This is a genomic window from Streptomyces sp. NPDC030798 (genome assembly GCF_055572275.1).
Genome location: NZ_JBVIDR010000001.1, coordinates 408,974 through 434,629, shown reverse-complemented (window position 1 = coordinate 434,629; position 25,656 = coordinate 408,974). Strand labels below are relative to the sequence as shown.

The following is a 25,656-nucleotide window of genomic DNA, read 5'->3' as shown; positions in this document are numbered from 1 at the left end:
TCGTGAGCAACGGGGCGGCCCCGCCCGTATGGGAGGTCGGTCCGGCCTGTCGGTGCGCTCGTGAGGAGGATGCCTTTGATGGCGTTCCGTGGTCCCAAGGTGTGGCTGTGGCGCTGGCGGCGCAATCCGCTGCGGCGCCGGGCCGACGTGGTGGAGGCCTGGGTGCTGCTCGCCGCCTGGCTGCTGACCGTCGTGACCGGCGTGCTGGCCGGTCTCGTGGCGGCGCGCTCGGTGGAGCACGGGCTGGCCCGGGAGCGCGCGGACTGGCATCCCGCCGTCGCCCGCGTCGTCACGCAGGCCCCCGGGCGGTCCGCCTCCGAGGGCTCCGGCGGCGAGCGGGTCTGGGCCGAGGTGCGCTGGAGCGCCCCCGACGGCTCGGCCCGCACCGGGCAGGCCCGGGTCGTGCCGGGCTGCAAGGCGGGCACCCCGGTCACCGTCTGGACCGACCCGCGCGGCCACCTGGTCAGCCGTCCCACCACTCCCGCCGAGGCCGCCTTCCGCGCCACCTTGATCGGCGCCCTGGTGGGAGTGACCACCGCCGCCGTTCCCTTCGTCGGCGGCCTCGCCCTCCGCTCCCGACTGGAACGCCGCCGCATGGCCCACTGGGACGCGGAATGGGCCCGCCTGGGACCCCAGTGGGGCCGCATGACCGGCTGACGCCGCGCCACCGGGCGCCACCCGCCCGCCTGTCCCTGCCCGGGCCCCCGGCCCTGCGAGGCGGCTGCCGCCGCACGCCTACAGCGCTGCCAGTGCCTCCCGACAAGCCCGCAGCAGCGCCTCGTCCCCGGGGATGTCGTGCAGGCTGCCGGGTCCGTTCCGGGCGGCCAGGTGGCGGCGTGGTGAGGCCAGTTCCGCCGTCGGCAGGTCGCGCAGGGGTGCGGCGGCCGGGCCCATGGCGGCCAGGCACCGTGCGATCGGGGCGCGGGTGCGGGGGCTCTCGGTCCAGGCTGCCCGGAACACGGGGAGCACGGGGGCCGCGTCCCCGGTGATGTGCCACAGCGCGCAGCCGGCCGACGCCCGGTCCTGAGGCTGTCCCGAGGCCGCCAGCCGGCGCAGGTCCCCCAGCGCCGGGCGGGCGGCCGGGCCCAGTCTGCCCAGGTGCCGGGCGGCCGTACGGCGACCTTCCGGATCCCCCTGCGTCAACTCCCGTACCAGCACCGGCAGTACGGCGGAGGCGTCGCCGTCCGCCGACCACAGCGCGCCCGCCGCGGTGGCCGCGTGCCGGGTGGGGAGCAGCACCCTCAGGACCGGGGCTGCCGCCTCGGCGGCCCCGAGTGTGTCCAGGGTGTCGACGGCCTGCCCGGCGACGCGCTCGCGCGCCCCGAGACCGTCCGGGGCACCGGACAGCAGGCGCAGCACCTCCGGTACCGCGTCCCGGTCGCCGATGGCCCTGAGCGCGGCCAGCAGCGGGGCGGCGAGCGTGCCGGCGGCGGGGGAGTCCAGGGGGATCCGGGCCAGCCGGTGCCGCAACGCGGCGGCGAGAGGAGCCGCGGCCGGGCCCAGATGCGCGATCTCGTGCCCCGCGCCGTCCGGCACCCGAGGCCCCGCCAGGAGGTGCGCCAGGGCCGGGACCGCCCGTGCGTCGCCTGCGCGGGTGAGCGCCCTGAGCGCGCCGCCCAGGGCGGAAGATCCGCGCTCCCAGCGGTGCGTCCACAGGTCCGGCCGGGCGGCCACCAGGGCGTGCAGGTCGTCCGCGGCGGGAGCGGCCAGGTCGAACAGCTCCGACAGGACCGACACCGCCGCGTCTCGTAACCACTCCTGCTCCGCCCCCAGTTGGCCACCGAGCAGGGCCACCGGACCGGCGAGATCGGCGCGCCAGCCGCGGAACAGCACCGCCGCCATCCGGACGGCATTGCACCGGTCCATCGGGTCGGGACTGCCCAACTGCCCGGTCAGCAGCGCGATCCGCGCGCCGGTCCGGTCGCCGAGCGCCGTGTGCAGCGTGCGCAGCAGCCGGGCGCCCTCCTCGTCCGAGGGGCGCAGCCGCCGGATCCGCCCCACCAGGGTGTCGCTCCCGGCCTGTTCCGGCACCCGGGCCCGGTGCGCCGAGCGGTCCCGCACGAGCCGGACGGTCGTCGGCACCAGGTCGGCCGGGACCCGCTCGGGTGCCGCGAGCGCCAGCTGGCCGAGGGCGGCGAGCCGCAGCCCGGGGTCGTGGGGCGCGGCGCTCTGCGCGGTCAGGACGTCCAGCGCGGCGGCGGCGTGCGCCGGGTGCCGCCCTACGAACAGGCCGAGGGCCTCGGTGAGCGCGATCCTGACCCGTTCGTCCCGCTCGCCCGGGATCCGCTCCCGCAGCAGGTCCAGGACGCGGCCCGGGCCGTCGAGGAACCGTACGACGGCTCCCGCCGCCGCCCCGCGCACCCCCGGGTCGGCGTCCTCGAGGAGGGACACGAACACCTCCGCGCCCGCCCGCACCGCCTCACGCGCGCGTGCCTCCCCGCTGTGCGCCCCGATGCTGACCAGCAGCTCCACGATGCACCCCCGCTCCGGCACCGCCTCGCGGGCCGCGAGCGAGAACAGGAACGGCACGCAGGCGAGCGTCGAGTCGTACACCTTCCCGTCGTGGTGCACCGTGCCGTACAGCCCGTCGAGCGCGGTCTGTCGCTCGGCGGCGTCCGCGGAGGCCAGGCCCCGCAGTCGTGCGGGCACGTCCTCCGCGCTGCCGTACGCGTGGTGCAGCGAGGCCCAGTCGACCTCGTCGATCCCCGTGAACACGTTGTCCTCCCCAGGCGAGTGCCACCTGATCGCGAGTCTGCACCACGGCACTGACAACGAAGCGCAGCCGTGCGCTGACTGTGTGCGATCCGTCGGCTGTCACCGGCCACGGGCCGCAGACGCCTCCGGGCGCCCGGGGGAGGGATCACACACGCCCGGGCAGGGCGCGCTCCAGGATCGCTTCCAGGTCGGTCCCGGCCGGCAGGGTGCCGAACGCGTGCCCCCAGTCGCCGCCCAGCCGGGTGGCGCAGAAGGCGTCCGCCACCGGGTGCGGGGCGTGCCGGACCAGCAGCGAGGCCTGGAGGGCGAGGGCCATGCGCTCGACCAGCCGGCGCGCGCCCACCTGCTCGGTTCCGGCCAGCTCGTCCTTCAGCCCGGCCACCGCCGCGTCCAGGCGGGCGTCCGCCCCGCGCGCGTGGGCGAGTTCGGTGAACAGGGCCTCGGCGCTGTCCGGTTCCCGGCCCAGGGCACGCAGCACGTCGAGCGCGTTGACGTTCCCCGAGCCCTCCCAGATCGACAGCAGCGGAGCCTCCCGGTAGTGCCGGGGCATCCCGGAGTCCTCCACGTACCCGTTGCCGCCCAGGCACTCCAGGGCCTCCGCGGTGAAGGCCGGGCCCCGCTTGGTGACCCAGTACTTGCCGACGGCGGTGGCGATCCGCCGGAAGGCCCGCTCGCCGGCGTCCCCGCGCACCGCCCGGTCCGCGGCCCCGGCCAGCCGCAGTGTGAGCGTCGTCGCCGCCTCCGACTCCAGCGCGAGGTCGGCCAGGACGTTGCGCATCAGCGGCTGGTCGAACAGCCGGGCGCCGAACGCGCTGCGGTGGCGCGCGTGATGACCCGCCTCGACGAGCGTCTTGCGCATCAGCGTGGCCGAGGACATCACGCAGTCCAGGCGGGTGCAGTTGACCATCTCGATGATGGTCTTCACCCCGCGCCCCTCCGGGCCGACCAGCCAGGCCACCGTCCGGTCGAACTCCGGCTCGGAGGAGGCGTTGGACCGGTTGCCGAGCTTGTCCTTCAGCCGCTGGATGCGGAAGGTGTTGCGGCTGCCGTCCGGCAGCACCCGGGGCACCAGGAAGCAGGAGAGCCCGCCCGGGGCCTGGGCGAGCACCAGGAAGACGTCGCACATCGGCGCCGAGGTGAACCACTTGTGCCCGCGCAGCGTGTACACGCCGGGCTCATCGGTGGGCGTGGCCACCGTGGTGTTGGTCCGGACGTCCGAGCCGCCCTGCTTCTCGGTCATGCCCATCCCGGCGAGCAGACCGCCCTTCTCGGTGGGCACGCGCAGCCCGGGGTCGTACACACGGCTGGTCAGCAGCGGCTCGTAGACCTTGGCCAGATCCGGCTGCGCGCGCAGCGCCGGCACGGCGGCGTACGTCATCGACGTCGGGCAGCCGTGCCCCGCCTCGGTGTGCCCCCACACCAGCCCGCCCGCCGTACGGGCCACGTGCGCCCCGGGCCGGTCGTCGGCCCAGGGCGCGCCGGCCAGGCCCTCGGCGACCGCGGTGCGCATCAGGTGGTGCCAGCCGGGATGGAACTCGACCTCGTCGATCCGGTGGCCGTAGCGGTCGTGGGTGCGCAGCTCCGGCTCGTGCCGGTTCGCCTGCTCACCCCACTCCTGGGCCTCCTCGCTGCCGGCGCGCAGGCCCAGCCGCCGCAGGTCCTCCTCGGCCCACCCGGCGCCCTCGCGGCGCAGCCCCTCCAGCAGGGCCCGGTCGGCGGAGGCGTCGTACGGGGCCAGGGGCGGGGCCTGGTTGGTGACGTCGTGGGTGGCGGCCTGCGGCTGCCGCGGCGGTGACTGTGCGCTCATCGAGACCATGGCTCCATGTTGCGCTTCTGCTGCGACTGTAGCAATAGTGCAACACCAGGGCGGCCCGTACAGTACGGGGCCATGCGCATGAACGTGTCGGCCGAGCCGGGCGGGACCGGCCTGCCACCGCTGTCCGCGCGGTCGGTCGTGCTCAGCCTGCTGCTCGGCGCGCACCCGCCCGAGCTTCCGGTGAGGGACCTGGTCCGGCTGGTCGAGCCCTTCGGGGTCGGCGGCTCCACGCTCCGCGCCGCGCTGAGCCGCATGGTGGCCGCCGGGGACCTGCGCCGCACGGACGCCGTGTACCGGCTCAGCGACCGGCTGCTGGCCCGACAGCGCCGCCAGGACGAGGCGCTGCGCCCACGCACGCGCGCGTGGGAGGGCGACTGGGAGATGCTGGTGATCACGGCGACCGGCCGGGGCCCCGCCGAACGCGCCGGCCTGCGCGCCCGGCTGACCGCCCTGCGGCTGGCCGAACTGCGCGAGGGGGTGTGGCTGCGCCCCGCCAACCTCGAGCGCGCCCTGCCCCGCGACCTCGCGCGCGTGGCGCTCTCCGGCACCACCCGCCCCGACGGCTCGCCGTCCGCGCTGGCCGCCCGCCTGTGGCCGCTGGACACCTGGGCGGCCACCGCGCGCGGCCTGCTCGGCCACGCGGCCGGCGCCCGCCGGCCGGCCGATCGCCTCACCGCCTTCGCCGCGGCCGTGCGCCACCTGCTCACCGACCCCGTGCTGCCGCCCGCACTGCTCCCGGCCGACTGGCCGGGGGAGGAGCTGCGGACCGCGTACACCGGGTTCCAGCGCGAGCTGGCGGCCTCCCTGGAGCGGCAGGCCCCCACCGGGTGAGCCGCGAAGGGCCGCCGTCCATGCGGACGACGGCCCCTCGGCGGTGCGGGCGGTTACTTGTAGCCGATGTCCGAGGACGAGTACTTGCAGTACGTCCCGTCGGGCCCGGAGCCGTTCTTGGGCGGCTCCTTGCCGGTGTTGTTGCCGATGTACTTCTGGCAGGGGACGATCTTCTTCCCGGAGTCACCCACGACGGTGATGTTCCGCAGGGTCGCGCTGTCGCCGTAGTTGGTGTTGATGCCGACGATCGCGGTGCCCTTGTACGTCGCCTCGATGGTGTCGAGGTTGATCGTGCGCCGGTACTGCGTCTTGCAGTTGCCGCACGAGCGGACCAGCTTGCCGAAGTTCTTCACGGCGAAGTGGGAGACGTTGAGCGTGCCGGCGCCGTTGAACTGGAAGACCTTGTCGCCGGCCTCCTTCGCGCCGCCGCCCGAGACGGTGTAGACGTTGGACGACGAGGACCCCTTGAAGGTCGCCGCGTCCTCGCCGACGTCCTCCCACCAGACGTTCTGCAGCGTGCAGCTGCCCTCGCAGTGGATGCCGTCCGCCGCGGGGGCACCGATGATGACGTTCTTCAGGACGGCGCCGGGAGCGAGGTCCAGGATCGGGTCCTGGTCCTCGTTCTGCCCGCCGGTGCCCAGGTCGCCGCTGCCGTACAGGCGCTTCATCCCGTAGTCCTTGGTGCCGGAGACCGGGATGGTCCTGGTGACGGGCTGGCTGCCGTTGGCAGTGGGCCAGGTGGCCGCGTCCGCCGGCGCCCCACTGGCCATGACCATGCCAAGCGTCAGGCCGAGGGTGGCCAGTCCGCCCAGCAGGGTGCGTGCGGGTGCTCGTGAGGTCATGTCCCGAATGCCTTCCTCCGAGTGGGGAGTGGATCAGATCCGCTGGGGTCTGATCGCTTACATGAACGGTGTGCGCAATATGGAACGCTTTCGCAGTAGGGCTCACCGATCAAGCCGCAAGTGCGGGCCGCCTGGTCACGCTGATGAACGGACCGTAAGGGGCAAGCGCTTTCTAGTCAACGCCTCGCGCATCCCTGTTTTCGGCCACGAGGAAGTGCAGTGGGAGCGCTTCCATGGTCCAGCGTGTCCATGCCACGATGCCGGTGTTCCCCGCACGACGCCGCCCCAGCCGCGATCAGAAGGGACCGAAGCACCGTGCCCCCCACACCCACCACGACGCTCACCGAGATCACCGGCTTCGGGGCGGACCCCTGCAACCTGCGGCTGTACGTCTACGACCCGAGCGGCGTCTGGTGCCAGGCCACCCGCACCGGCAACAGCGCCCCACCCACCGCCCGAACCCTCAACGGCACCCCGTGCACGGTCCACCGGCGCACGCCCACAGTCCTGTCCTCAGGCCCTCTCCTCCCAGGAAGGCATTCGTGAAGCCGCCCAGCAGATCGTCGCTCGCCACCCTGCTCACCACCTGTGTCCTCGTCCTCGTCCTGGTCGTGACGTCCTCGGCGGTCAGGGCGGCCCTGCGCGACGGGCCGGCGCCCCGGACGCCTCCCTCGGCCACCGGAGCGGGCCTCCACTGGGTGAACACCTGGACCGGCATGCCGCAGCTCACCGAGCCCGCGAACCTGCCGCCCGCGCCGTACACCGGAGACACGTCGGTGCTGGCCGACACCACGGTGCGGCAGACCGTCCGGGTCACCACCGGCGGCCACCGCCTCAGGCTGCGCTTCTCCAACGCGTACGGCGACACCCCGCTGCCGCTCACCGCGGTGACCGTGGCGCTGCCGAGGGACGGACGGGCCGGCGTCGCCGCGATCGAGCCGGGCAGCCTGCGCCGGGTGACCTTCTCGGGGCGCGAGTCGGCGACCGTCCCGGTCGGCGCCCAGGTCGTCTCCGACCCCGTCGACCTGCACCTGCCCGCCGGCGCCGAGCTGACGGTCACGGCGTACACCGCGCAGGGCCAGCCGTCGTTGGCGCTCACCTCGCACCCGGGGTCGCGCACCACCTCGTACCTGCTGCACGGCGACCACACCGGCGACCAGGACCTGGCCGACGCCACTCCGGTCGACCACTGGTACCTGCTCAGCGACGTCGAGGTGCGGGCGCCGGGCGGCACCCGGGCGGTGGCCGTCGTCGGCGACTCGCTCACCGACGGCCGGGGTTCGACCACCAACGGCAACGACCGCTGGCCGGACCAGTTCTTCGACCGGCTGCAGCAGCGCACCGCCACATCGGACCTCGCCGTCCTCAACCAGGCGGCCGGCGGCAACCGCGTCCTCAACGACGGACTCGGCCCCAACGTGCTGGCCCGGCTCGACCGGGACGTGCTGTCCCGCAGCGGGGTGTCCTGGATGATCCTGTTCGAGGGCGTGAACGACATCGGAACCGCCGGGGCGACCCCCGAGGCGCAGCGCAGGATCACCGACGACCTCATCGCGGGCTACCGGCAGATCGTGCTCCGCGCCCACGCCCAGGGCATCCGCGTCTACGGCGCGACGCTCATTCCGTTCGGGGGCAGCACCCTGTACGACGACCCGGCGGGGGAGCGGGAGGCGTCGCGGCAGCGCGTCAACGCCTGGATCCGCACGCCCGGCCACTTCGACGCGGTGATCGACTTCGACCGGGCGGTCCGGGACCCCGCGCAGCCCAACCGGCTGCTGCCCGGCCTGCAGGCCGGGGACTGGCTGCACCTGAACCCGAAGGGGTACGGCGTGCTCGCCGCGGCCGTGCCCACGGGGCTGTTCCGGCGCACGTGAGGAGGACCATCGGGGCCGGTCAGGAGGAGGTGCCGCGGCCCCGGGGTCCGTGGCGGCGGCATCGGGGTCGTCCGGCCCGGCACAAGCGCCGCGCCGGGCGGCCTGGCCTCGCCCACCACGCGACGCCAGGAGTGGATGAGGTCGGGGAGCTGGTCGACGAGTCCCTCGAGGACGTTCACGAGCGCCGACACGACGCACGGCGACCGGGGCGCGGGGAGCCCTTTCGGGCAACTCCGCCCGGTCTCCTGATCCGGTGTCGGCCGGGCGGCTACGCCCGCGCCGTCGACCGGGCCGCCCCCAGCAGTGCGTCCCAGTCGGCCAGCTTGACCACGCCCCGGCCCAGCCGCGCGCCCAGTTCTGCCTCGGCGCGCTCGATCGCCTGCCAGCCCGTCCACGGCACCGGATCCACGCCCGCCGCCCGCAATGCAGGGAGCGCGTCCTCGGGCACCTCCCGGCAGACCAGGGCGGGGGCCTCGGCGAGCAGGGAGACCGCCGTCTGCTTGGCGCACGGACGGTTGGTGCCGATCACGCCCGTCGGGCCGCGCTTGATCCAGCCGGCGACGTACTCGCCCGGGGAGGCGGCGCCGTCGCGCAGGACGTGGCCGTCCCGGTTCGGGACGGTTCCGCTCGCCGCGTCGAACGGCAGCCCCTCCAGCGGCACGCCGCGGTACCCCACCGAACGCAGCACCAACTGCGCGGCCACGTCCTCGAACCGGCCGGTCCCCGTCACACCGCCGTGCCCGTCCGGCAGCGTCCGCTCGAAGCGCACGGCAGCCACGCGGCCGCCGTCCGCGAGCAGTTCGACGGGCCGCAGGAAGAAGCGCAGCCGGATCCGGCGCGCGGCCGGCCCGGGCCGAGCGGCCGCCCAGCCGCGCAGCGCCTCCACGTTGCGGCGCTGCGCGGCGGGCAGCGCGGACGGGTCCGCGCACGCCGGATCCAGCTCCAACTCGCGCGGGTCCACGATGACTTCGGTATCGGGCAGGCCGCCCAGCTCGCGCAGCTCCTTGGTGGTGAAGCGGGCCTGTGAGGGACCGCGCCGGCCGGCCATGTGGACCTCGGTGATCCCGCTCGCCGTGAGCGCGTCCAGGGCTGCCTGCGGCATGTCCGTCGGACGCAGCTCGCCGGGGCCCCGGACGAGCATCCGTGTGACGTCGACGGCCACATTGCCGACACCGATGACCACCGCCGACCGGACCCCGCGCACGAACCCCGCGTCGGCCGCGTCCGGATGCGCGCTGTACCAGGACACGAACTCGGTCGCCGACCAGCTGCCCGGCAGCTCCTCGCCGGGAATCCCGAGGCGGCGGTCGGCGGCGGCGCCCACGCAGTACACCACCGCGTGGTACAGCTCCCGCAGCCGCTCCACGGGCAGTCCCCCGGGTCCGCCCACCCGGACCCCGCCGAGGAACCGCACCCGCTCGTGCTCCAGCACGGTGCGCAGGCTGCCCTGCAGGGACTTGATCTTCTCGTGGTCCGGGGCGACGCCGTAGCGCACCAGGCCGTACGGACACGGCAGCCGGTCCAGCACGTCCACGCGTACCTCGGGATCGAGCTGGACCAGGCTCTGGGCGGTGTAGCACCCGCTCGGCCCGGAACCGATGACGGCGACACGCAGCACGGCGGTACTCCTTACCGGAAGGAGGCGAGTGTGCGGACGGCTCCAGCATGGCACCGCCCGGCCCGGGGCGGCAGGGGCCGACGGAGTGATCCGGCCCTGTACGTTCTGTGTCCGCATGGTGACGAAGTGTAGGGATGTGCTGCTCAGTTACTGATCCCTCGTCACCCCGGGCGCGCCGCGGGCGGATCGCGCCGGTCCGGCCGGCTACTCGGCCCGTTCCCCCGTCGCGAAGAACCGGGACAGGTCCCCGCCCGGCTCCGCCGCCGTGTCCGTGTCGCTGCCGGGCGGCACGCCCAGCTCCCAGTCGAGCCGGTAGCGCGCGAACAGCTCCGCCCGCAGCACCGGGACGGGCATCGGCACCCCGGGCACCAGTGCGGCGTACACCGCGCCCATCAGCAGGGCTCGCAGCAAGGGGTAGTCGGCCGCCACGTCCGAGGAGCCGTACCGGGCGACCGTGTCGCTGAGCAGCTCCGAGAGCCGCCGCTGCTCCGGGCACTGCACAAAGCCCTCGGCCTGCAGCAGCCCGGCCATGTGCTGGCGCATGAGCACCGGGCGGTCACGGGCGAGACCCAGGATCGCGTCGATGGTCCGGGCCAGCCGCTCCCGGCCGTCCTCGGTGTGCGGCTCGCGCTCCAGCGCCTCCTCCAGGGTGCGGTGCATCAGCCGGTGCACGGCGGACTGCACCAACTGGCGCTTGCCGGGGAAGTAGTACGACACCAGCCCACGCGCCGAGCCCGCCCGGTCCGCGATGTCGGCCAGCGTCGTCGCCTCGAACCCGTGCTCGTCGACCAGTTCGACCGCGGCCTGGAGGAGCCGTTCCCGGGAACGCCGCCGCAACTCTTCATTGACCGAGGCGCTGCGCGGGGACATCCTGTAACTCCTGCGTTGACTGGCTGCCAGCCAACTATACTCAACGCGGATGGCACCGCCCTGCGCGGGGCCCGGTCAGAGCTGCCGTCCGTCTGGGGCGACACGGGGGATCGTCTCAGACGGACGGCGCGGGTCCCCGGTCCTTCCCCGGTCCTTCCCCCCGGGGCCCGTTCCGGCTCAGCCGACCAGATCCAGCACCGGCAGCAGCGCGTCGGGGCGCTGCGCGACCGGCAGATGGTCCACGAAGTGCACGCGGCAGCCCAGGGCCGCCGCACCGCCGTCCGCCGGCCTGCTGTCGCCGACCATCAGCACCTGTCGCGGATCGACGTCCAGCTGGGCGCAGGCGACCGAGAAGAGCCGGGGGTCGGGCTTCTGCACACCGTGTTCGTACGAGAGCACGTAGGCGTCCACGAACTCGTCCAGCCCGTGCTCGCGGAAGACCGGGCGCAGGTCCCAGCCGATGTTGCTCACCACGCCGACGCCGATTCCGCGCTTGTGCAGCGTGCGCAGCACCTCTGCGGAGTCCGGGTACGGGGACCAGGCCTCCGGGGCCATGTGCCGCTCGTACAGCGCGTCGTGCAGGCCGGGGTCGGGCAGCGTCACCCGCCGCGACAGCCCGGTGTAGGCGGCCCGGTGCAGCGCTGCGCTCTCGTCCCGCACGGCCCACACCTCGGCGAGCTCCTCCGGCAGCGCGAGCGGTTGCGCCCCGCCGGGCAGCGCCCCGGCCTCCTCCAACGCGCGTGCCTTCACGGCGAGTTCCGACTCCGGCAGGTCCAGGCCGGTCTCCTTCAGCACGGCACGCAGCCAGGACTCGGCGGACTCGATGCGGAACAGGGTCCCCGAGAAGTCGAACAGCACGGCAGTCATGCGCCGGACTCTACCGGGGCCGTGGGGGGCGCCCCGCCGCCACGCGGCCATTCGTACACCGCCACGGCCACCGCCACCACCAGCGCCCCGAACAGCCAGCCCGCCAGCACGTCCGAGGGCCAGTGGACGCCCAGCCACACCCGGGTCAGCCCCGCACCGGCCACCGACACGACGGCCACGGACACCGCCGTACGCCACAGGGCGCGCCCCGCGGGCCGGCGGTGCAGCAGCCACAGCAGCAGCCCGCACACGACGGTGGCGGTCATGGCGTGCCCCGAGGGGAAGGCGGCGTAGTGGGCGCTGTCCACCGGGTCCGGCCACACCGGGCGGGGCCGGCCTACGGCGGCCTTCACCGACTGCTGCAGGATCGTGGCCAGAGCGACGGTGACCGCCAGCCACGCCGCCGTCCACCAGGCCGCGCGACGCCACACCAGCCAGAGCACGGCGACCGCGCACACCAGGCGCATGGTCTGCGGATCCCAGACCCAGTCCGTCAGGACCCGGAAGGCGTGGGTCGTCCCGTGTTCGCGCACCGCCCAGCGGTGGGTGGTCCGCGACACGTCGCCGTCCGCGGTGAGCAGCGGCCGCCACCGGCTCGCGACCAGGGCGGACAACAGCGCGCAACAGACGGCGAGTACGGCGGCCACGGTGCCCGCGGTGCGGTGGGCCGGCGGACGGGGCGGTGGTTCGACGGGCGGCGCGACTGGCCGGCGGGGCTGGTGGTGCATGCGGCGATCTTCGCCGACGAGCAGGGTCACGGCCAGAGTCCGACGGCACCTCGGGGGCTGGTGGCGGCAGGGCCTGGGGCTGGTCCGGCGGATCAGCCCGGCTTCGAGCAGCGGCAGCCGTGTCGGCGCCGGTGGGCTGGCAGTGGTGGGTGCAGCCGCCGGGCGATGGAGGTCGCCCGCGCGAGCGAGGCCGAGCTGGGCGAAGTCGGCAACCGACGACGATGCCGCAGACCTGCGTGCCGGACCCCGCGACGTCGGCACGGTCCGCCGGACGGTCTAGTGCAGTGCGCGCAGGCCGGGGACGAGGGCGACGGCCAGCGGGACGACGGGGAGCAGTGCGGCCGCCGCCGTCAGGCGCAGGCGGTGCAGGGGCGGCAGGCGGTCCGGGGGAGTGAGCAGTCGGTGCACGCGCTGCGGAACGTGGGCCAGCGGGGTGGGGCCGGGGCCGAAGACGCCCTTGTCCTCGTTGAGTTCGACCAGTGCCAGGGCGGTCGTCAGCCGGCCGAAGCGCCGGGAGGCCATGTCGTCGGCGGCCAGCTCGACCAGCCGGTGCATCTCGTCGCGGAACGCGGCGAACACCGGGACCTGCGGGAAACCCTCCGCCAGGGCGGCCGAGCAGTGCAGCAGCCAGTCGTGCCGCGCCCGGTCGTGCCCCTGCTCGTGGGCCAGCAGGGCGTCCAGTTGACGTCCCTTCAGCCGGCGCAGGGCGGCCGTGGTGACGACGAGCCGGGGCGCCGTACCCGGCAGCCACCAGGCGTCCGGCCGCTCGCCCTCCAGGACCACCAGCCGTCCGGCCGCCGGTTCCTCGCCGGGCAACAGCGGGGCGCGGACGAGGAGTTCCGTCCGACGCCGCTCCCGTCGCGCACGGGTCCGTACGATCTCGCGGACCAGCATCACCAGGCTCCACAGGCCGCCGCAGGCGAGCACCACCGCGATCGCCGCCGCCCAGGGGCCTGCCGTACCGAGAGCGTAGGCGTCCACCACGGCCCGCGGCGCCGTGCCGAACACCGGCCCGCGCACCGCCTGCCAGGCCGCCGCCGCGCTCAGCGTCATCGACAGCGCACAGCACAGCAGCACGCCCGCCACCACGCACTGCCACGCCCACAGCGCGACCACCGGCTCCCGGTCCGGCCAGTCGGCCCGCGCGAGCAACCGCGGGCCCAGCACCGCCGTCACGGCGCCGAGCAGCAGCAGTGCCACGGGGACCATCATGGGCAGCACCCTATGAGCGTCGGGCCGTTCACGGGTACGGTCCCCGGCGCCGAAGTGACGCAGGCAACGCCCCTGGCCCGGCCGCGACCGGGGTGGCTCACATCGCCAGGAGCATCGCCACCATGCCTATCCCCATCGACAGCCGGCACGCCCTCGCCAGCTCCGGACGGTCGCCCCAGCGCACCGCCACCGTTCCGCTGCCCGCCGTGGCGGCGGCGGGCACCAGGCGTGCTCCGGACAGCAGGACGTAGCCGGTGAAGTAGACCAGGAGCGCGCCCGTCACCAGCGGCACACCGGTGCCGGTGTGCGCGTGGTGAGGGGAGGCGGGGGCGGCCGCCATGGCGAGGGACATGTAGATCATCGCCGCCGTCCCGACGAGGTGGTGCAGATGGTGCGGGCTGCTGCGCGCGGCCCACAGGGCGCGCAGGGCCGCCGCCGCGAACACGGCAGCGTACGCGGGCCACGCCCAGCCCGGCGGGCTGAACACGGTTCCGGGCACGGCCATCGCGGCCATGCCGAAGCCCATCAGCGCCTCCCCGCCCGCCGAGCGACGCTGCTCCTCGAGGCCGCTGCGCATGCGCAGCAGGCAGTAGGCCCCGGTCGCCGCGCACAGCGCGACCAGCAGCCAGGCGGGCCATGCCGGACCGTGCACACCTGCCACCCCCTCCCGACGGTCGGTCGAGGGATGCGATGCCCACGGCACGCGGAGCGCACGCGAGCGCAAGGGTGTACACGGGGAGCACTCGCCGGAGCACAGCAGGTAAGCGCGACCATCCCCGGAATGATTTACCAGTAAAATACCTGCTAAGTTGGCGGCCATGACCCCTGCGATCCGCCTCCGTCTTCCCCTCACCGGGGTGCTCCGCCTCGGGCGTCCCTCCGACATCTGGTTCAAGCCCGCGCTGAGCGTGGTCGCCGCGGTCGCCCCGCCCAACCTGCTCCTGCTGGCACTCGGCCGGCTCGATCTGGCGATGTACACGATGGCCGGATCCCTGTGCGCCCTCTACGCCCACAACCGGCCCTACGCCGCCCGGGCCCGCGCCCTGGCTTGGGTGGTGCTCGGCATGGTCGGCGGCCTGGACCTCGCTCTGCTGGCCGCGTCGCTCACCACCGACGCCGTCGTGCTGGTCACCGTCGGCGCCGTCATGGCGGCCGTGCAGAAGGCACTGTGCGACGCCACCCGGATCGGGCCGCCCGGGAACGTCGTGCTCACCTTCATCAGCTCCGCGTCCCTGTTCGCACCGCAGGGCATCGGCCAGGTGCCCGGGCACGTCGGACTGGCCCTGGCGGCGGGCGCCTGGGCCTGGCTGGTCGGCATGGCGCCCGGGCTGCTGCGCCCGCACGGCCCCGAGCGCCGGGCCACCGCACGGGCCCTGAACGCCGCCGCCGGGTACGCGGCCACCCGCGGCCCCGGTGACGGGCGCGAACGGGCCCGCGCCGCCTCGGCCGCCGCCGTGCACGCCGCCTGGCAGGCCCTGCTCACCCCGGGCACCCGCCCCGACGGCACCCGGCGCGCCCTCGAACGGCTCCTCGTCCGCGCCGAGGTCGCCCTCGCCGCACCCGCGGACACCGACCCCGAACGGCTGCGCGCCTGGGCCCGCGACCTGCGCGGCACCGGCCGGATCCCCCGGGTCGAGGCCCCGCGCGAGTCCGCCGACGAACTCCTCGGCGTGGACACGGAGCTCGCCGCTCCGCGCCGCCCGCTGCGGCACCGGCTCGCCCCGCTCGCGCCCCTCGCCGTCCGCACCGCGCTCGGCTGCGCCCTCGCCGGGTACGCCACCCTGGCCCTCGGCGTCGGCCGGCCCTACTGGGCCCTGGTCACCGCCGCCTCGCTCTACCAGGCCAACCTCACCCTCACCTGGAGCCGGGGCGTCCAGCGCGTCGTCGGCAACCTCGCCGGCGTCCTCGTCTTCGCCGCCGTCGCCCCGCTCGCCCATCTCCATCCCGTCGCGCTGGTACTGAGCTGCCTCGCCCTCAATTTCGGCGCCGAGGCGCTCATCGGCCGCAACTACTGGCTCGGCACCGTCTGCGTCACGCCGATGGCCCTGCTCATCACCGAGTTCGGCCGCTCACAGGACCCCGGCCTGCTGATCCGCGAGCGGGTCCTGGACACCCTCGTCGGCGCTCTGGTCGGCTTCGCCGCCGCGGTGGCCGTCACCAACCGGCGCGCCGGCGACCGTCTCGAACAGATGCTGACCGGCGTGGAACGCGCCCGCGAGAACGCTGCCCGCCTGCTCGCCGAACCGCACCCGGCGCCCCGCGCCCTGGAGGCCGCCCGCCGCGCCCTCGCCGCCGCCCTGGCCGATCTGCGCGCCACCGCCGACGCGGCCGCGGGGGAGTGGCGGCAGCGCGCGCTGCCCGAGGAGCGGGTCGTTCTCGCCGAACGGTCCGGACACCGTACGCTCGCCGCGACGGTACGACGCCAGGGGCTCGCGCAGCGGGAGCGGACCACGGGCAGGACGACGGAGGACGCACGGCCATGACGCCGACGAACGGACGAGGCACAGGCCCCGCCGGTGACGGCCCTGAGGCGGAGCAGGGCGACGCGGCAAGGGGCCGCCCGGTCCAGGGCGAGCGCCGGCCGGGGCCGGCGGGCGTGACGGGGCGTTCACCTTCCGCCGGCGCCGGGCCTGCGGGGGCAGCGGCACCGGGCGTGCCGGGGGCCGGCGGTGCCGGGCGTGCCGGGGCCGCCGCCGCGGGAAGGCCGGCTGCCGAGGACGTACGGACCGAGGGGCGGCCGTGGCGTGGGGCCGCGGCCGGCGGACAGGCCGACGCCGGGCATGCCGGCGTACTGGGTGACACCGTCGCCTCGGTGGTCCGGCAGTGGCGGGCCGTGCACCCCGAGCTGGACACCGGGCCCATGGAGGTCATCGGGCGGATCAACCGCTGTGCCGCCCTCCTCCAGCAGGCCGAGGACGCCCCGCTGCGCCGGGCCGGGCTGAGCCGCCCCGAGTTCGACCTGCTCGGCGCCCTGCGCCGGACCGGCCACGAACTGACGCCCAGCGAGCTGGCCCGGGAGACCTTCTCCTCCGGGGCGGCCGTCACCAAGCGGCTCAAGCAACTCACCGAACGCGGGCTGGTCGAGCGGCGCGGGGACACCCGTGACCGCCGCGTCGCCCACGTCCGCCTCACCGACTCCGGCCGCGACCTGGTGGACGGCATCCTCCCGGAGCAACTCGCCTACGAGACCGCCGTGCTGTCCGTCCTCTCCACCGACGGCCAGGGCCAACTGGCCACGCTCCTCGCCGACCTGCTCAGCCGTCTGGAAGGCCGCATGGGAGCACTGCGCACCTGACGGACCGTCGCACCGGGAGCATCGCCTAGATCCCCGGCCGGTACCGCAGCGGATGGTCGGCGGGTACCTCCACCAGGACGATGCGGGTGCCGTCCGGGTCCGCGATCCACATCTCGACCAGGCCCCAGGGCTCCCGCACCGGCGGCCGTACGATCGGGACGCCCCGGTCCCGCAGCTCCTCGTGCGCGCCGGTCACGTCCGCGACCTGGAGCCACAGGTGCAGCGCGGGGGAGGGCGGGGTCTCGGAACGGCCGGAGACCTCGAGGAAGCCGCCGCCGAGGAAGTAGACGGTCCCCCGCTCGGGGCCCGTACCGAACTCACGGTAGACGGCGAGGCCCAGCTGCTCCCCGTAGAAGGCGCGGGAGCGATCCGGGTCGGTGGGGCGCAGAAGCGTCCTGCTACTGAGTACGTGCACCATGCATCCGGAGCCTAGCGGCAGCGTTACCCTCGACCTGCTCAGCCGCGCACCAGATCGGAGACCACCCCGATGGACACCACCGCCGCCCGAACGACCTTCCGTGACGCCACAGACGCCGACGTGGACGCCCTCGTCGCGCTGATCGAGTCGGCGTACCGAGGGGAGAGCAGCCGGTCCGGGTGGACCACCGAGGCGGACATCCTGGACGGGCAGCGGACCGACCCGGAGGGCGTGCTGGCGGTCGTCCAGTCGCCGGACAGCCGGCTGCTGACCGTCGAGCAGGACGGCGGGATCGTCGCCTGCTGCCAGCTCGAGCACCGCGGCACGCACGCCTACTTCGGCATGTTCGCCGTCAGCCCCGCCCTGCAGGGCGGGGGCCTCGGCAGGACGGTCCTGGCCGAGGCGGAGCGCCGGGCCCGCGAGGAGTGGGGCGCCACCGAGATGCACATGACCGTGATCTCGGTGCGCCACGACCTCATCGCCTGGTACGAGCGCCGCGGCTACCGCCGCACGGGACGGATGGCGCCGTTCCCGTACGGCGACGAGCGCAACGGCATCCCGCGCCGCGCCGACCTGCAGTTCGAGCTGCTGGTCAAGGAACTGGTCTGACGCTCACGCCGTGAACCGGCCGGTGCGCTTGATCTCGGGGAAGTCGGTGGTCGCCCCGTCGAGACCGAGTGCACGGACCAGCCTGAGGTGGTCCTGGGTGTTGACCACCCAGCCGATGATCTTCAGGTCGGCCGCGCGCGCGTGCTCCACGATCTCCAGTGTCAGCCGCCGGATGTTGAGGCAGACGGTCGCGGCCCCCACCGCTCGGGCCCGCTCCACCACGTCCGTGCCGTAGCGGCTGGCGACCAGCGCCGTGCGCACGCCCGGCACCAGCCGGGCGATCTCGGCGACCGCCTCGTCGTGGAAGGAGGACACCTCCACCCGGGAGACCAGGTCCCGCCGGTGCATGACCTCGGCCAGCGCCCGGGCCGCCGCGACGTCCTTGATCTCCGCCTGCAGCGGCGTCTTCACGGCGTCCAGGACCTCCTCGAACAGCGGCACGCGCTCGCCGCCGCCCGCGTCCAGGGCGCGCAGTTCCGCCAGCGTCTTCTCGGCGATCGGCCCGGTGCCGTCGGTCGTGCGGTCCACGTCCGCGTCGTGCATGACGACCAGGGCGCCGTCCTTGCTCAGGTGCAGATCGAGTTCGATCAGGTCGAGGCCGGCCGCTTGCGCGGCGACGAAGGAACGAAGGGTGTTCTCGGGCTCGACACCCATGACCCCGCGGTGACCGATGGTAAGGAAGTTCAAGGTTCAACTCGCTTCCGTCGACGGCGGCTCGGCGCCGGCGGACCCGACGGGACGTCGTCGTCCGCGCGGCAGGCTCGAAGCCTAATGGCCGGGTCCCGCGATGAACCCGCACCTGCGCGAGGGATCGGGGCGCGGGGCGTGCGGCGCCTGGCCCGTACCGCCCCGCGGTCACCCCTGCGTGGGCGAGTCCCCGCGTCATTGACCGGCCGGATCCGATCGGTGCCCGGATGTGCCGCACGCCACCCCCTCCACTCGGCGAAAGTGACCGCCGTCACGGTTTTAGGCAGGAAAAACAGCGGTGACCATGGGGCTCGGCAGAATAATTTCCCGAGTTGCCTCTTGCTGGGAGAAACGGGGTATGCATACGGTGTCCATACGCGAGGTTCTCCTGTGGAGGATGGGACATGACGGAAATTCTTGTGCAGGCGGCTACGGAGGAGCAGGTTCCTCCGCTGACCAGGGTGGTCGAGCACCCGGCCTGGCCCGTGCTCAAGGATGCCGTGGAGCAGATCCGGCCATGGCAGTCGAAGGACGGATCGATCGACTTCGAGGCCGAGGGCGCGCCCCGGCAGGCTGAGGTCGTGGCGGCCGTGGAGCGGGTCGTCGACGCGGTGGAGCAGCTCTCCCCGCTGCTCCCGCACGACGCGGCCTACCACGAGGCGCTGGTGAAGGACCTGCGCCGCTGGGTCGAGGGCGGCTTCCAGGTGCCGGACTTCCTGGACTCCCTGCTGGCCTTCCAGCCCGCAGCCCACCGCGCGGACGGCCTGCAGCACCTGGTCGTCTTCCCGATGTACACGCAGAACGGCAACCCGGACCGCAACCTCGAGGCGGTCGTGCTGCGCATGGTCTGGCCGGACTGGCTGGCCGAGCTGGAGCGCACCCGGTACGACAACCCGCTGTTCTGCGGCATCACCTTCGAGGACTTCACGTCCGGCTACGACACCAACTCCGCGGTCCTCTTCCCGGAGACCATCGCCGTACGGGAGGCGCCGGAACGTTTCTCCTGGGGTGGCATCTTCTGCGACCGCGAGGCGGCCCGCTTCCGCCGGGTGACCGAGGCCGCCGTGGAGATCCTGGGCCTGGAGCTGCCCGAGGACATCGCCGCGATGGTCCACGACCAGAAGCGCTGCGAGGAGGCCTTCGTGCTGTGGGACATGGTCCACGACCGCACCCACAGCCATGGCGACCTGCCGTTCGACCCGTTCATGATCAAGCAGCGCCAGCCGTTCTGGATGTACGGCCTGGAGGAGCTGCGCTGCGACCTCACCGCCTTCAAGGAGGCCGTGAAGCTCCAGGCGGACGGCGTGCCGCAGGCCCGTGACGTGCAGTACGCGGTCCTCTTCGACCGCATGTTCCGGTTCCCCGTGACCGGCGACCGCGTCCGCAACTACGACGGCCTCGGCGGTCAGCTGCTCTTCGCCTACCTGCACAAGCACGACGTCGTCCGCTGGACCGACAACAAGCTCTCCATCGACTGGGAGCGTGCCCCGCAGGTCACCAACCAGCTCTGCGCCGAGATCGAGACGCTGTACCGGGACGGCATCGACCGCCCGAAGCTGGTGCACTGGTTCGCCGGCTACGAGCTGGTCTCGACCTACCTCGCCCCGCACCCCGGCTCCAAGTGGGCCCAGGGTCCGGACGCCCTGGACCTGACCCAGCCGCCGCGCAAGCTCGTGGACGACGTGCTTCCGGACGAGTTTCCGCTCAGCATGTTCTATGAGGCCCTGTCCAAGAAGCTGAAGAACGTGATCGCCTCCACCAAGGGCATCACGGCGGACGGTGCCGAGCGGATCGCCGCGTGAGCGACCGCGTCCGGAACACTGCGCTTAAGGGGAAGAACATGGGGAACGGGGCTCTCAGCGGTGCGGTGATCGCGGTGGCCGGCGCGGGCGGACCCGCCGGACGCGCGGCGCTGCTGCGGCTGGCCGAGGCCGGCGCGACCGTCGTCGGGGCGGACAACGACCCGCAGCGCCTGTCGGAGGCCGTGGACGCGGCCCGGTACGCGTCCGGCGGCGCCACCGTCACCGGCGACACCGTGGACCTGCTCGACCTGCAGTCCACCCGGGACTGGGCCACCCACATCGAGAAGGACTTCGGCCGGGTGGACGGGCTCGTGCACCTGGTCGGCGGCTGGCGCGGCAGCGAGACCTTCACCAAGACCAGCCTCGACGACTGGGACTTCCTGGAGTTGCTGCTGGTCAAGACCGTCCAGCACACCTCCCTCGCCTTCCACGAGGCGCTGCAGCGCAGCGAGCGCGGCCGGTACGTCCTGATCAGCGCCGCCGGTGCGAGCCGGCCCACCGCCGGCAACGCCGCCTACGCCTCGGCCAAGGCCGCCGCGGAGGCGTGGACGCTTGCCCTCGGCGACTACTTCCGCAAGGCCGGGGGCGCCGAGGGACCCACCTCCGCGGCTACGATCCTGGTGGTGAAGGCGTTGGTGCACGACGCGATGCGCGCCGAACGCCCCAACGCGAAGTTCGCGGGCTTCACGGACGTCAAGGACCTGGCCGAGGCCATCGAGGGCGTCTGGAGCAAGCCCGCCGCCGAAGTGAACGGAACCCGTCTGTGGCTGACCGAGAAGCCGTGAACCCTCCCAGGACCGACGCCCGTCGCCATCACGACCCGGAGATCCGCGGTTTCGCCAGTGACAACTACGCCGGTGCGCACCCGGAGGTGCTGGCCGCCCTGGCCCTGGCCAACGGCGGCCACCAGGTGGCGTACGGCGAGGACGACTACACCGAGAACCTGCAGCGGATCATCCGCAGCCACTTCGGTGCCACCGCGGAGGCCTTCCCGGTCTTCAACGGCACCGGCGCCAACGTCGTCGCGCTCCAGGCGGTCACCGACCGCTGGGGCGCGGTGATCTGCGCCGAGAGCGCGCACATCAACGTCGACGAGGGCGGGGCGCCCGAGCGCATGGGCGGGCTGAAGCTGCTCACCGTGCCCACGCCGGACGGCAAGCTCACCCCCGAGCTGATCGACCGGCAGGCGTACGGCTGGGAGGACGAGCACCGCGCGATGCCGCAGGTCGTCTCGATCACCCAGAGCACCGAGCTGGGCACCCTCTACACGCCCGACGAGATCCGCGCGATCTGCGAGCACGCCCACGCACGCGGCATGAAGGTCCACCTGGACGGCTCCCGGATATCGAACGCGGCAGCCTCCCTGAACGTGCCGATGCGCACCTTCACCAACGCGGTCGGCGTCGACATCCTCTCCCTGGGCGGCACCAAGAACGGCGCGCTGTTCGGCGAGGCGGTCGTGGTGCTCAACCAGGACGCGGTGCGCCGGATGAAGCACCTGCGCAAGATGTCCATGCAGCTCGCCTCCAAGATGCGCTTCGTGTCGGTGCAGCTGGAGGCGCTGCTTGCCAAGGACCTGTGGCTGCGCAACGCCCGCCACGCCAACGAGATGGCCCAGCGGCTGGCGGAGGGCGTCCGCGCGGTGCACGGGGTGGAGATCCTCTACCCGGTGCAGGCCAACGGTGTCTTCGCGCGGCTGCCGCACGACGTGAGCGAGCGGCTGCAGAAGCGGTTCCGGTTCTACTTCTGGGACGAGGCCGCCGGCGTGGTGCGCTGGATGTGTTCCTTCGACACCACGGAGGAGGACGTCGATCTGTTCGTGGCCGCGCTCAAGGAGGAGATGGCGCGCTAGACAGCGATGCATAGGTATGCGGTCACCTGAAAAGTCATTGACTGTCGGGTGATCGCATTCCTATGCTCTGCGGTCATGGAGCTGATCCAGAACACCGCCGACCTCTCCGCCTATCTGGCCTCGGACGAGGCCATCGACCATCATCATCCCGTGGTGCGGGAGACCGCCGCCCGGCTGGCCGAGGGCGTAGCTGACTCGTATGGGTATGCACGGGCCGCGTACGAGTTCGTACGCGACGCCGTCCCGCACTCCGCCGACACCGGCGACCCGCGCGTGACCTGGCGCGCCTCCGACGTGATCGTGCAGCGCACCGGCATCTGCTACGCCAAGGCGCACGCGCTCACCGCCCTGCTCCGTGCCGAGGACATCCCCACGGCGCTCTGCTATCAGCGACTGGCGCACGACGACGGCAGCGGGCACGCCGTGCACGGGTTGGTCGCCGTCCGCTTCCACGGCGCCTGGCACCGGCAGGATCCCCGTGGCAACAAGCCGGGCGTCGACGCCCAGTTCTCCCTGGACGGTGAGCGGCTGGCCTGGATCCCCGATCCTTCGTCCAATGAGGTGGACTATCCAGTGCTGTATGCTGAACCTCACCCGGCGGTCCTCGGCGCGCTGAAATCCGCCCCGGACCGGCCGCACCTGTGGAAGACGCTCCCCAGCACTCTCTGAGGTGCACGCCTGGGCGGACGCGCGCCGCACGAGGACCCGCACATGGCCGCATGGCGTACTCCGCCTTCGGGGCCAAGCCGTCACGCACCCGCAACTCGGCCGAGGCGCTGGCCGGGCGTGCCCTGACCGACGCCGGGCTCCCCCGGATCAATCTGCTCGTTCGACCTCTACAACGCCGTCAGCGTCGCCCGGCTGATCCCCGTCGGCGGCGAGGACCTCGACCGCATCGAGGGCGGCATGCGCCTCGTACGCGCCCCGGGCGACGAGGACTTCGTGACCGTCTCCGGCGGGGCGGAGACCGTCGCGCACCCCGAGGCGGGCGAGGTCGTCCGGCGCGACGACGCGGGCGTGACCTGCCGCCGCTGGAACGGGCGCCAGGGACCGCGCACCCGCCTGGCCGAGGAGACGGTCTGCGGCATCTACCTGCTGGAGACCCTCGCGCCCCTGCCGGTCGCCGAGGCGCAGGCCGCAGCCGTCGAACCCGCCGAACTCCTGGCGAAGTTCAGCCCCGGAGCCCGCGTCGAGGTGCAGCCCCCGTCCCCGGCGGCCACCCCCGCCTGACCCCCACCCCGTCACACTCGCTAACCTCCCGCCCATGAGCGACGGGGGAACGGCGGAGGACGACAGCATCACACGGGGCGAGCCGGCGGCCCAGGAGGAGACTGCCGCCTCGGGGCCACCTGCGGCCGGGGAGGGCGTCCCCGGTCCGGTGCGCGGCGAACAGGTGCACGGCGGCCGGCCCGGGTGGATGCGGGAGCGGCGGCTGCTCGTGTCCGTCGTGGGGCTGGTCCTGGTCGCGGGGGCCGCCGCCGTGCCGCTCGCGTGGGGCGGCGGCGGCCGGTCCTGCGCCGAACTGCCGCAATCCCTACGGGCCTTGGAGAAGGACCCGGCGACGGCGACCGGGGCCCTCGATCCCCGGCAGGACATGTCCCGGTACGACGCGGTGCGGGCGCTGCTGCCCACCGGACCGCTGTGCGGTGACGGCGGCCGCGTGCTCGGCCGTGTGGTGGACGCCGCGACCCGGGCCACGGCCCCCGGCGGGCCGCACACCACGGCCCAGGCCCGCGTCGCCTACGCGGTCACCACGGTGTACCAGCAGGCCGACGTGCCACCCGGCGCGGAGCCGGGAATGGCCCGCATGCTTGCCGGATACGTCGTCGACACCACGGCGCTGGGCGGCGAGGAACCCGATGCGAACACCCCGGCCGTCCCCGGTGCGCTGGCCCGGCCCGACGAGCACGGCTGGACCCGCTTCGGCCGCTTCCTCGCCCCGGGCGAGGCGCATCCCGACTTCGGCTTCGACCACTCCGGCGCGCTGAGCCCCGACCCGGAGCACCTCTTCGCGCACCTGGCCGAGGACCCGGAGGCGTTCGCGATCCTCTACGACGCCGAACGGGCCTACCTCGCCCACTACCTCGAGCGGCTGACCCGCGAGGGCGGCGACCCGGCCTACCACCCCGACAAGCGGGACGGACAGCTGACGTCCAGGACCTGGCCCGACAACGACCTCGAGGACATCGCCCGGCGCATCGGCACCCTCATGGGAGTCAGGACCTCCGGCGCCCGCGAGGGAGCCATCGCCGACCTCGCCTCCTACGACGCGGCCGTACGCCGGCACACCCGGGGCGCCTACCGGGCGGCGGGGCGGCGACTGAGCAGCAGGCCGCCGACGGACGCCATCGCCCGGCGCCCGGTCAGCGGGCCGGTGCACGGTGACCTGATGGACGGGCGCCACCAGATGTTCCGCACGTTCGACGCCTGGGCCGAGGCCCGGAAGGTGCCGGCCGAGCGGGCGTCGGCCATGCGGCAGATCCTGGACGACGCCTACGTGCACGCGGTCTTCAACGAGACGGTCTGAGCGGCAGGTCCCGGGAAGCCGGACCGCCGGCCGCCGGGTCAGCCGGTCATGCGCAGCCCGGCGCAGCCGCGCCGCCGGACCTGGTCCTCGGCGAACGCCTGCAGCAGCCGGCGCCGCTCCGCCGTGCCGAGGCCGGGCGTGTCCTTCGACCCGCTGACGGCGAAGTTGGCGGCCTCGCCGTCGCAGCGGGCCGTCGCCGTCAATGACAGGCGCACGCCGTCGTAGGAGACGACGCGGTCGCTCCAGTCGCCGTACCAGGCGGCGAAGACCAGGGTGTTCCTGCCCCGGCTCAGATCGCACCGCCCGGCGGGCGCCGTGTCGTTCGTGAGCGTCCGCACCTCCCAGGCGTCGACCCCGGGCACCCGGGCGCGGGCCACCCAGCCGCACGCGGTGCCGCCCGCCCTGTCCACCGGGAGCGGCTTCGGCTCGTGCTCCGGGTCCGGCGGTGTCACGTCCCCCTTCGGCACCGTCAGCGGCGTCGCACCGCAACCGAGGTGCCGAGAGGCGGAGTTGACGAGCGGGACGACCGTCTCGTACACCGCGTGGGACGTCCGCGCGGTGGCCTCACCGACGGCGGTACTCACCAGCAGCCTGCGCGGCCGGCCCTCGGCGTCCCGGCCCAGATCCGGGCAGCGCAGCAGGAAGCGGAAGGAGCCGAACTCGTCGGCGAACCCCGGCAGGCCCTGCGGCAGCGGACGCAGCGCGGCGGACCGCTCGCGCGGGAACGCGCTCAGGAACACGCTGTCCTGGTCGTCCCGCCGGGTGTACGCGGTCATGCGGACCACCAGCGTGCGGTCCCCGTCGCCCTCGAAGCGCACCGTGCAGCCGTAGTCGCCCAGCCCGGGGTGCGAGACCGTCTCGGCCTCGGTGAAGTGCCCTCCGTCGGCGGCCAGGTGCCGGACCGCGCCACCGGGCAGCGCCCCGTCGCACGCGGTGCGCACCAGCCACCAGTCCTTGACGTACGGCGAGGCGATCCAGCCCGCCAGCGCCAGGACGGCCGCCACCGCCACCGCCGCCTTCGTCCAGCGCCGCATCGACATGCCCCCGTCGCGCAGTGGTCCCACGAGGGCGCCGAGGCCCTCCCGTTACGACC

At 74.0% G+C, this 25,656-nt stretch carries 24 protein-coding genes and 1 pseudogene; 13 read left to right on the top strand and 12 right to left on the bottom strand.

Annotated features, from left to right (window positions below):
• Positions 1 to 78 precede the first annotated feature (78 nt).
• Positions 79 to 657 (top strand): Rv1733c family protein, encoded by a 579-nt coding sequence (locus ACZ404_RS02010; protein WP_468435326.1) that lies wholly within the window; start codon positions 79 to 81, stop codon positions 655 to 657.
• Positions 658 to 735: 78 nt separating this feature from the next.
• Here ACZ404_RS02010 and ACZ404_RS02005 read toward each other — a convergent pair whose 3' ends face one another.
• Positions 736 to 2,715: a HEAT repeat domain-containing protein gene (locus ACZ404_RS02005; RefSeq protein WP_468435325.1), complete on the bottom strand. Its 1,980-nt coding sequence runs from the start codon at positions 2,713 to 2,715 to the stop codon at positions 736 to 738.
• 145 nt (positions 2,716 to 2,860) lie between these two features.
• A complete protein-coding gene (locus ACZ404_RS02000; protein WP_468435324.1) occupies positions 2,861 to 4,522 on the bottom strand; it encodes a DNA alkylation response protein in 1,662 nt (553 codons plus the stop codon).
• Positions 4,523 to 4,603: 81 nt separating this feature from the next.
• On the opposite strand from ACZ404_RS02000, the gene ACZ404_RS01995 reads away from it, so the two are divergent.
• The gene (locus ACZ404_RS01995) at positions 4,604 to 5,362 is read left to right on the top strand and encodes a PaaX family transcriptional regulator C-terminal domain-containing protein (RefSeq protein ID WP_468435323.1); all 759 of its coding nucleotides are present in this window, start codon (positions 4,604 to 4,606) and stop codon (positions 5,360 to 5,362) included.
• 53 nt (positions 5,363 to 5,415) lie between these two features.
• On the opposite strand, the gene ACZ404_RS01990 is transcribed toward ACZ404_RS01995, so the two are convergent.
• On the bottom strand, positions 5,416 to 6,204 hold the full coding sequence (locus tag ACZ404_RS01990) for a pectate lyase (RefSeq protein ID WP_468435322.1): 789 nt from the start codon (positions 6,202 to 6,204) through the stop codon (positions 5,416 to 5,418).
• A gap of 315 nt (positions 6,205 to 6,519) precedes the next feature.
• Here ACZ404_RS01990 and ACZ404_RS01985 point away from each other — a divergent pair, with 315 nt between their 5' ends.
• Positions 6,520 to 6,750: a hypothetical protein gene (locus ACZ404_RS01985; RefSeq protein WP_468435321.1), complete on the top strand. Its 231-nt coding sequence runs from the start codon at positions 6,520 to 6,522 to the stop codon at positions 6,748 to 6,750.
• Complete coding sequence (locus ACZ404_RS01980) at positions 6,747 to 8,078, top strand: SGNH/GDSL hydrolase family protein (protein ID WP_468435320.1); 1,332 nt, start codon at positions 6,747 to 6,749, stop codon at positions 8,076 to 8,078. Before ACZ404_RS01985 ends, ACZ404_RS01980 begins: the two co-directional genes overlap by 4 nt.
• A gap of 268 nt (positions 8,079 to 8,346) precedes the next feature.
• Here ACZ404_RS01980 and ACZ404_RS01975 read toward each other — a convergent pair whose 3' ends face one another.
• The 6 genes from ACZ404_RS01975 to ACZ404_RS01950 form a co-directional block, all read right to left on the bottom strand.
• Entirely contained in the window at positions 8,347 to 9,696 is a 1,350-nt protein-coding gene (locus tag ACZ404_RS01975; RefSeq protein WP_468435319.1) for an FAD-dependent oxidoreductase, read from the bottom strand.
• A 204-nt stretch (positions 9,697 to 9,900) separates the two neighbouring features.
• Entirely contained in the window at positions 9,901 to 10,566 is a 666-nt protein-coding gene (locus ACZ404_RS01970; protein ID WP_468435318.1) for a TetR/AcrR family transcriptional regulator, read from the bottom strand.
• Between the two features lie 177 nt (positions 10,567 to 10,743).
• Positions 10,744 to 11,433 (bottom strand): HAD family hydrolase, encoded by a 690-nt coding sequence (locus ACZ404_RS01965; RefSeq protein WP_468435317.1) that lies wholly within the window; start codon positions 11,431 to 11,433, stop codon positions 10,744 to 10,746.
• The gene (locus tag ACZ404_RS01960; RefSeq protein WP_468435316.1) at positions 11,430 to 12,161 is read right to left on the bottom strand and encodes a phosphatase PAP2 family protein; all 732 of its coding nucleotides are present in this window, start codon (positions 12,159 to 12,161) and stop codon (positions 11,430 to 11,432) included. Before ACZ404_RS01960 ends, ACZ404_RS01965 begins: the two co-directional genes overlap by 4 nt.
• Before the next feature lie 276 nt (positions 12,162 to 12,437).
• Positions 12,438 to 13,373, bottom strand: coding sequence for a M56 family metallopeptidase (locus ACZ404_RS01955; RefSeq protein WP_468435315.1), 936 nt, complete (start codon positions 13,371 to 13,373; stop codon positions 12,438 to 12,440).
• Positions 13,374 to 13,470: 97 nt separating this feature from the next.
• Positions 13,471 to 14,025 carry a DUF5134 domain-containing protein gene (locus ACZ404_RS01950; protein ID WP_468435314.1) on the bottom strand — a complete coding sequence of 185 codons (555 nt, stop codon included), beginning with the start codon at positions 14,023 to 14,025 and terminating at the stop codon, positions 13,471 to 13,473.
• Positions 14,026 to 14,191: 166 nt separating this feature from the next.
• On the opposite strand from ACZ404_RS01950, the gene ACZ404_RS01945 reads away from it, so the two are divergent.
• A complete protein-coding gene (locus ACZ404_RS01945) occupies positions 14,192 to 15,856 on the top strand; it encodes an FUSC family protein (RefSeq protein WP_468435313.1) in 1,665 nt (554 codons plus the stop codon).
• Between the two features lie 308 nt (positions 15,857 to 16,164).
• A complete protein-coding gene (locus ACZ404_RS01940; RefSeq protein ID WP_468435832.1) occupies positions 16,165 to 16,668 on the top strand; it encodes a MarR family winged helix-turn-helix transcriptional regulator in 504 nt (167 codons plus the stop codon).
• Positions 16,669 to 16,693: 25 nt separating this feature from the next.
• Here the strand turns inward: ACZ404_RS01940 and ACZ404_RS01935 are convergent, their stop codons facing one another.
• Positions 16,694 to 17,086, bottom strand: a complete 393-nt coding sequence (locus ACZ404_RS01935) for a VOC family protein (protein ID WP_468435312.1) — start codon at positions 17,084 to 17,086, stop codon at positions 16,694 to 16,696.
• Between the two features lie 69 nt (positions 17,087 to 17,155).
• Between ACZ404_RS01935 and ACZ404_RS01930 the strand changes: the two genes are divergently transcribed.
• Positions 17,156 to 17,695, top strand: a complete 540-nt coding sequence (locus tag ACZ404_RS01930) for a GNAT family N-acetyltransferase (RefSeq protein ID WP_468435311.1) — start codon at positions 17,156 to 17,158, stop codon at positions 17,693 to 17,695.
• A 3-nt stretch (positions 17,696 to 17,698) separates the two neighbouring features.
• Here ACZ404_RS01930 and ACZ404_RS01925 read toward each other — a convergent pair whose 3' ends face one another.
• Positions 17,699 to 18,382, bottom strand: coding sequence for a glycerophosphodiester phosphodiesterase (locus ACZ404_RS01925; protein WP_468435310.1), 684 nt, complete (start codon positions 18,380 to 18,382; stop codon positions 17,699 to 17,701).
• 404 nt (positions 18,383 to 18,786) lie between these two features.
• Between ACZ404_RS01925 and ACZ404_RS01920 the strand changes: the two genes are divergently transcribed.
• From ACZ404_RS01920 to ACZ404_RS01895, 6 genes and pseudogenes are all read left to right on the top strand, one after another.
• Positions 18,787 to 20,184, top strand: a complete 1,398-nt coding sequence (locus tag ACZ404_RS01920; RefSeq protein ID WP_468435309.1) for a DUF6421 family protein — start codon at positions 18,787 to 18,789, stop codon at positions 20,182 to 20,184.
• A 38-nt stretch (positions 20,185 to 20,222) separates the two neighbouring features.
• On the top strand, positions 20,223 to 20,969 hold the full coding sequence (locus ACZ404_RS01915) for an SDR family NAD(P)-dependent oxidoreductase (protein WP_468435308.1): 747 nt from the start codon (positions 20,223 to 20,225) through the stop codon (positions 20,967 to 20,969).
• Entirely contained in the window at positions 20,966 to 22,036 is a 1,071-nt protein-coding gene (locus tag ACZ404_RS01910) for a threonine aldolase family protein (protein ID WP_468435307.1), read from the top strand. Before ACZ404_RS01915 ends, ACZ404_RS01910 begins: the two co-directional genes overlap by 4 nt.
• Before the next feature lie 75 nt (positions 22,037 to 22,111).
• Positions 22,112 to 22,705 (top strand): transglutaminase-like domain-containing protein, encoded by a 594-nt coding sequence (locus tag ACZ404_RS01905; protein ID WP_468435306.1) that lies wholly within the window; start codon positions 22,112 to 22,114, stop codon positions 22,703 to 22,705.
• 6 nt (positions 22,706 to 22,711) lie between these two features.
• A pseudogene (locus ACZ404_RS01900) lies at positions 22,712 to 23,266 on the top strand (B3/B4 domain-containing protein); the annotation flags it as partial.
• Positions 23,267 to 23,300: 34 nt separating this feature from the next.
• On the top strand, positions 23,301 to 24,563 hold the full coding sequence (locus tag ACZ404_RS01895) for a hypothetical protein (protein ID WP_468435305.1): 1,263 nt from the start codon (positions 23,301 to 23,303) through the stop codon (positions 24,561 to 24,563).
• A 38-nt stretch (positions 24,564 to 24,601) separates the two neighbouring features.
• Here the strand turns inward: ACZ404_RS01895 and ACZ404_RS01890 are convergent, their stop codons facing one another.
• On the bottom strand, positions 24,602 to 25,627 hold the full coding sequence (locus ACZ404_RS01890; RefSeq protein ID WP_468435304.1) for a hypothetical protein: 1,026 nt from the start codon (positions 25,625 to 25,627) through the stop codon (positions 24,602 to 24,604).
• Between the last annotated feature and the right edge of the window lie 29 nt (positions 25,628 to 25,656).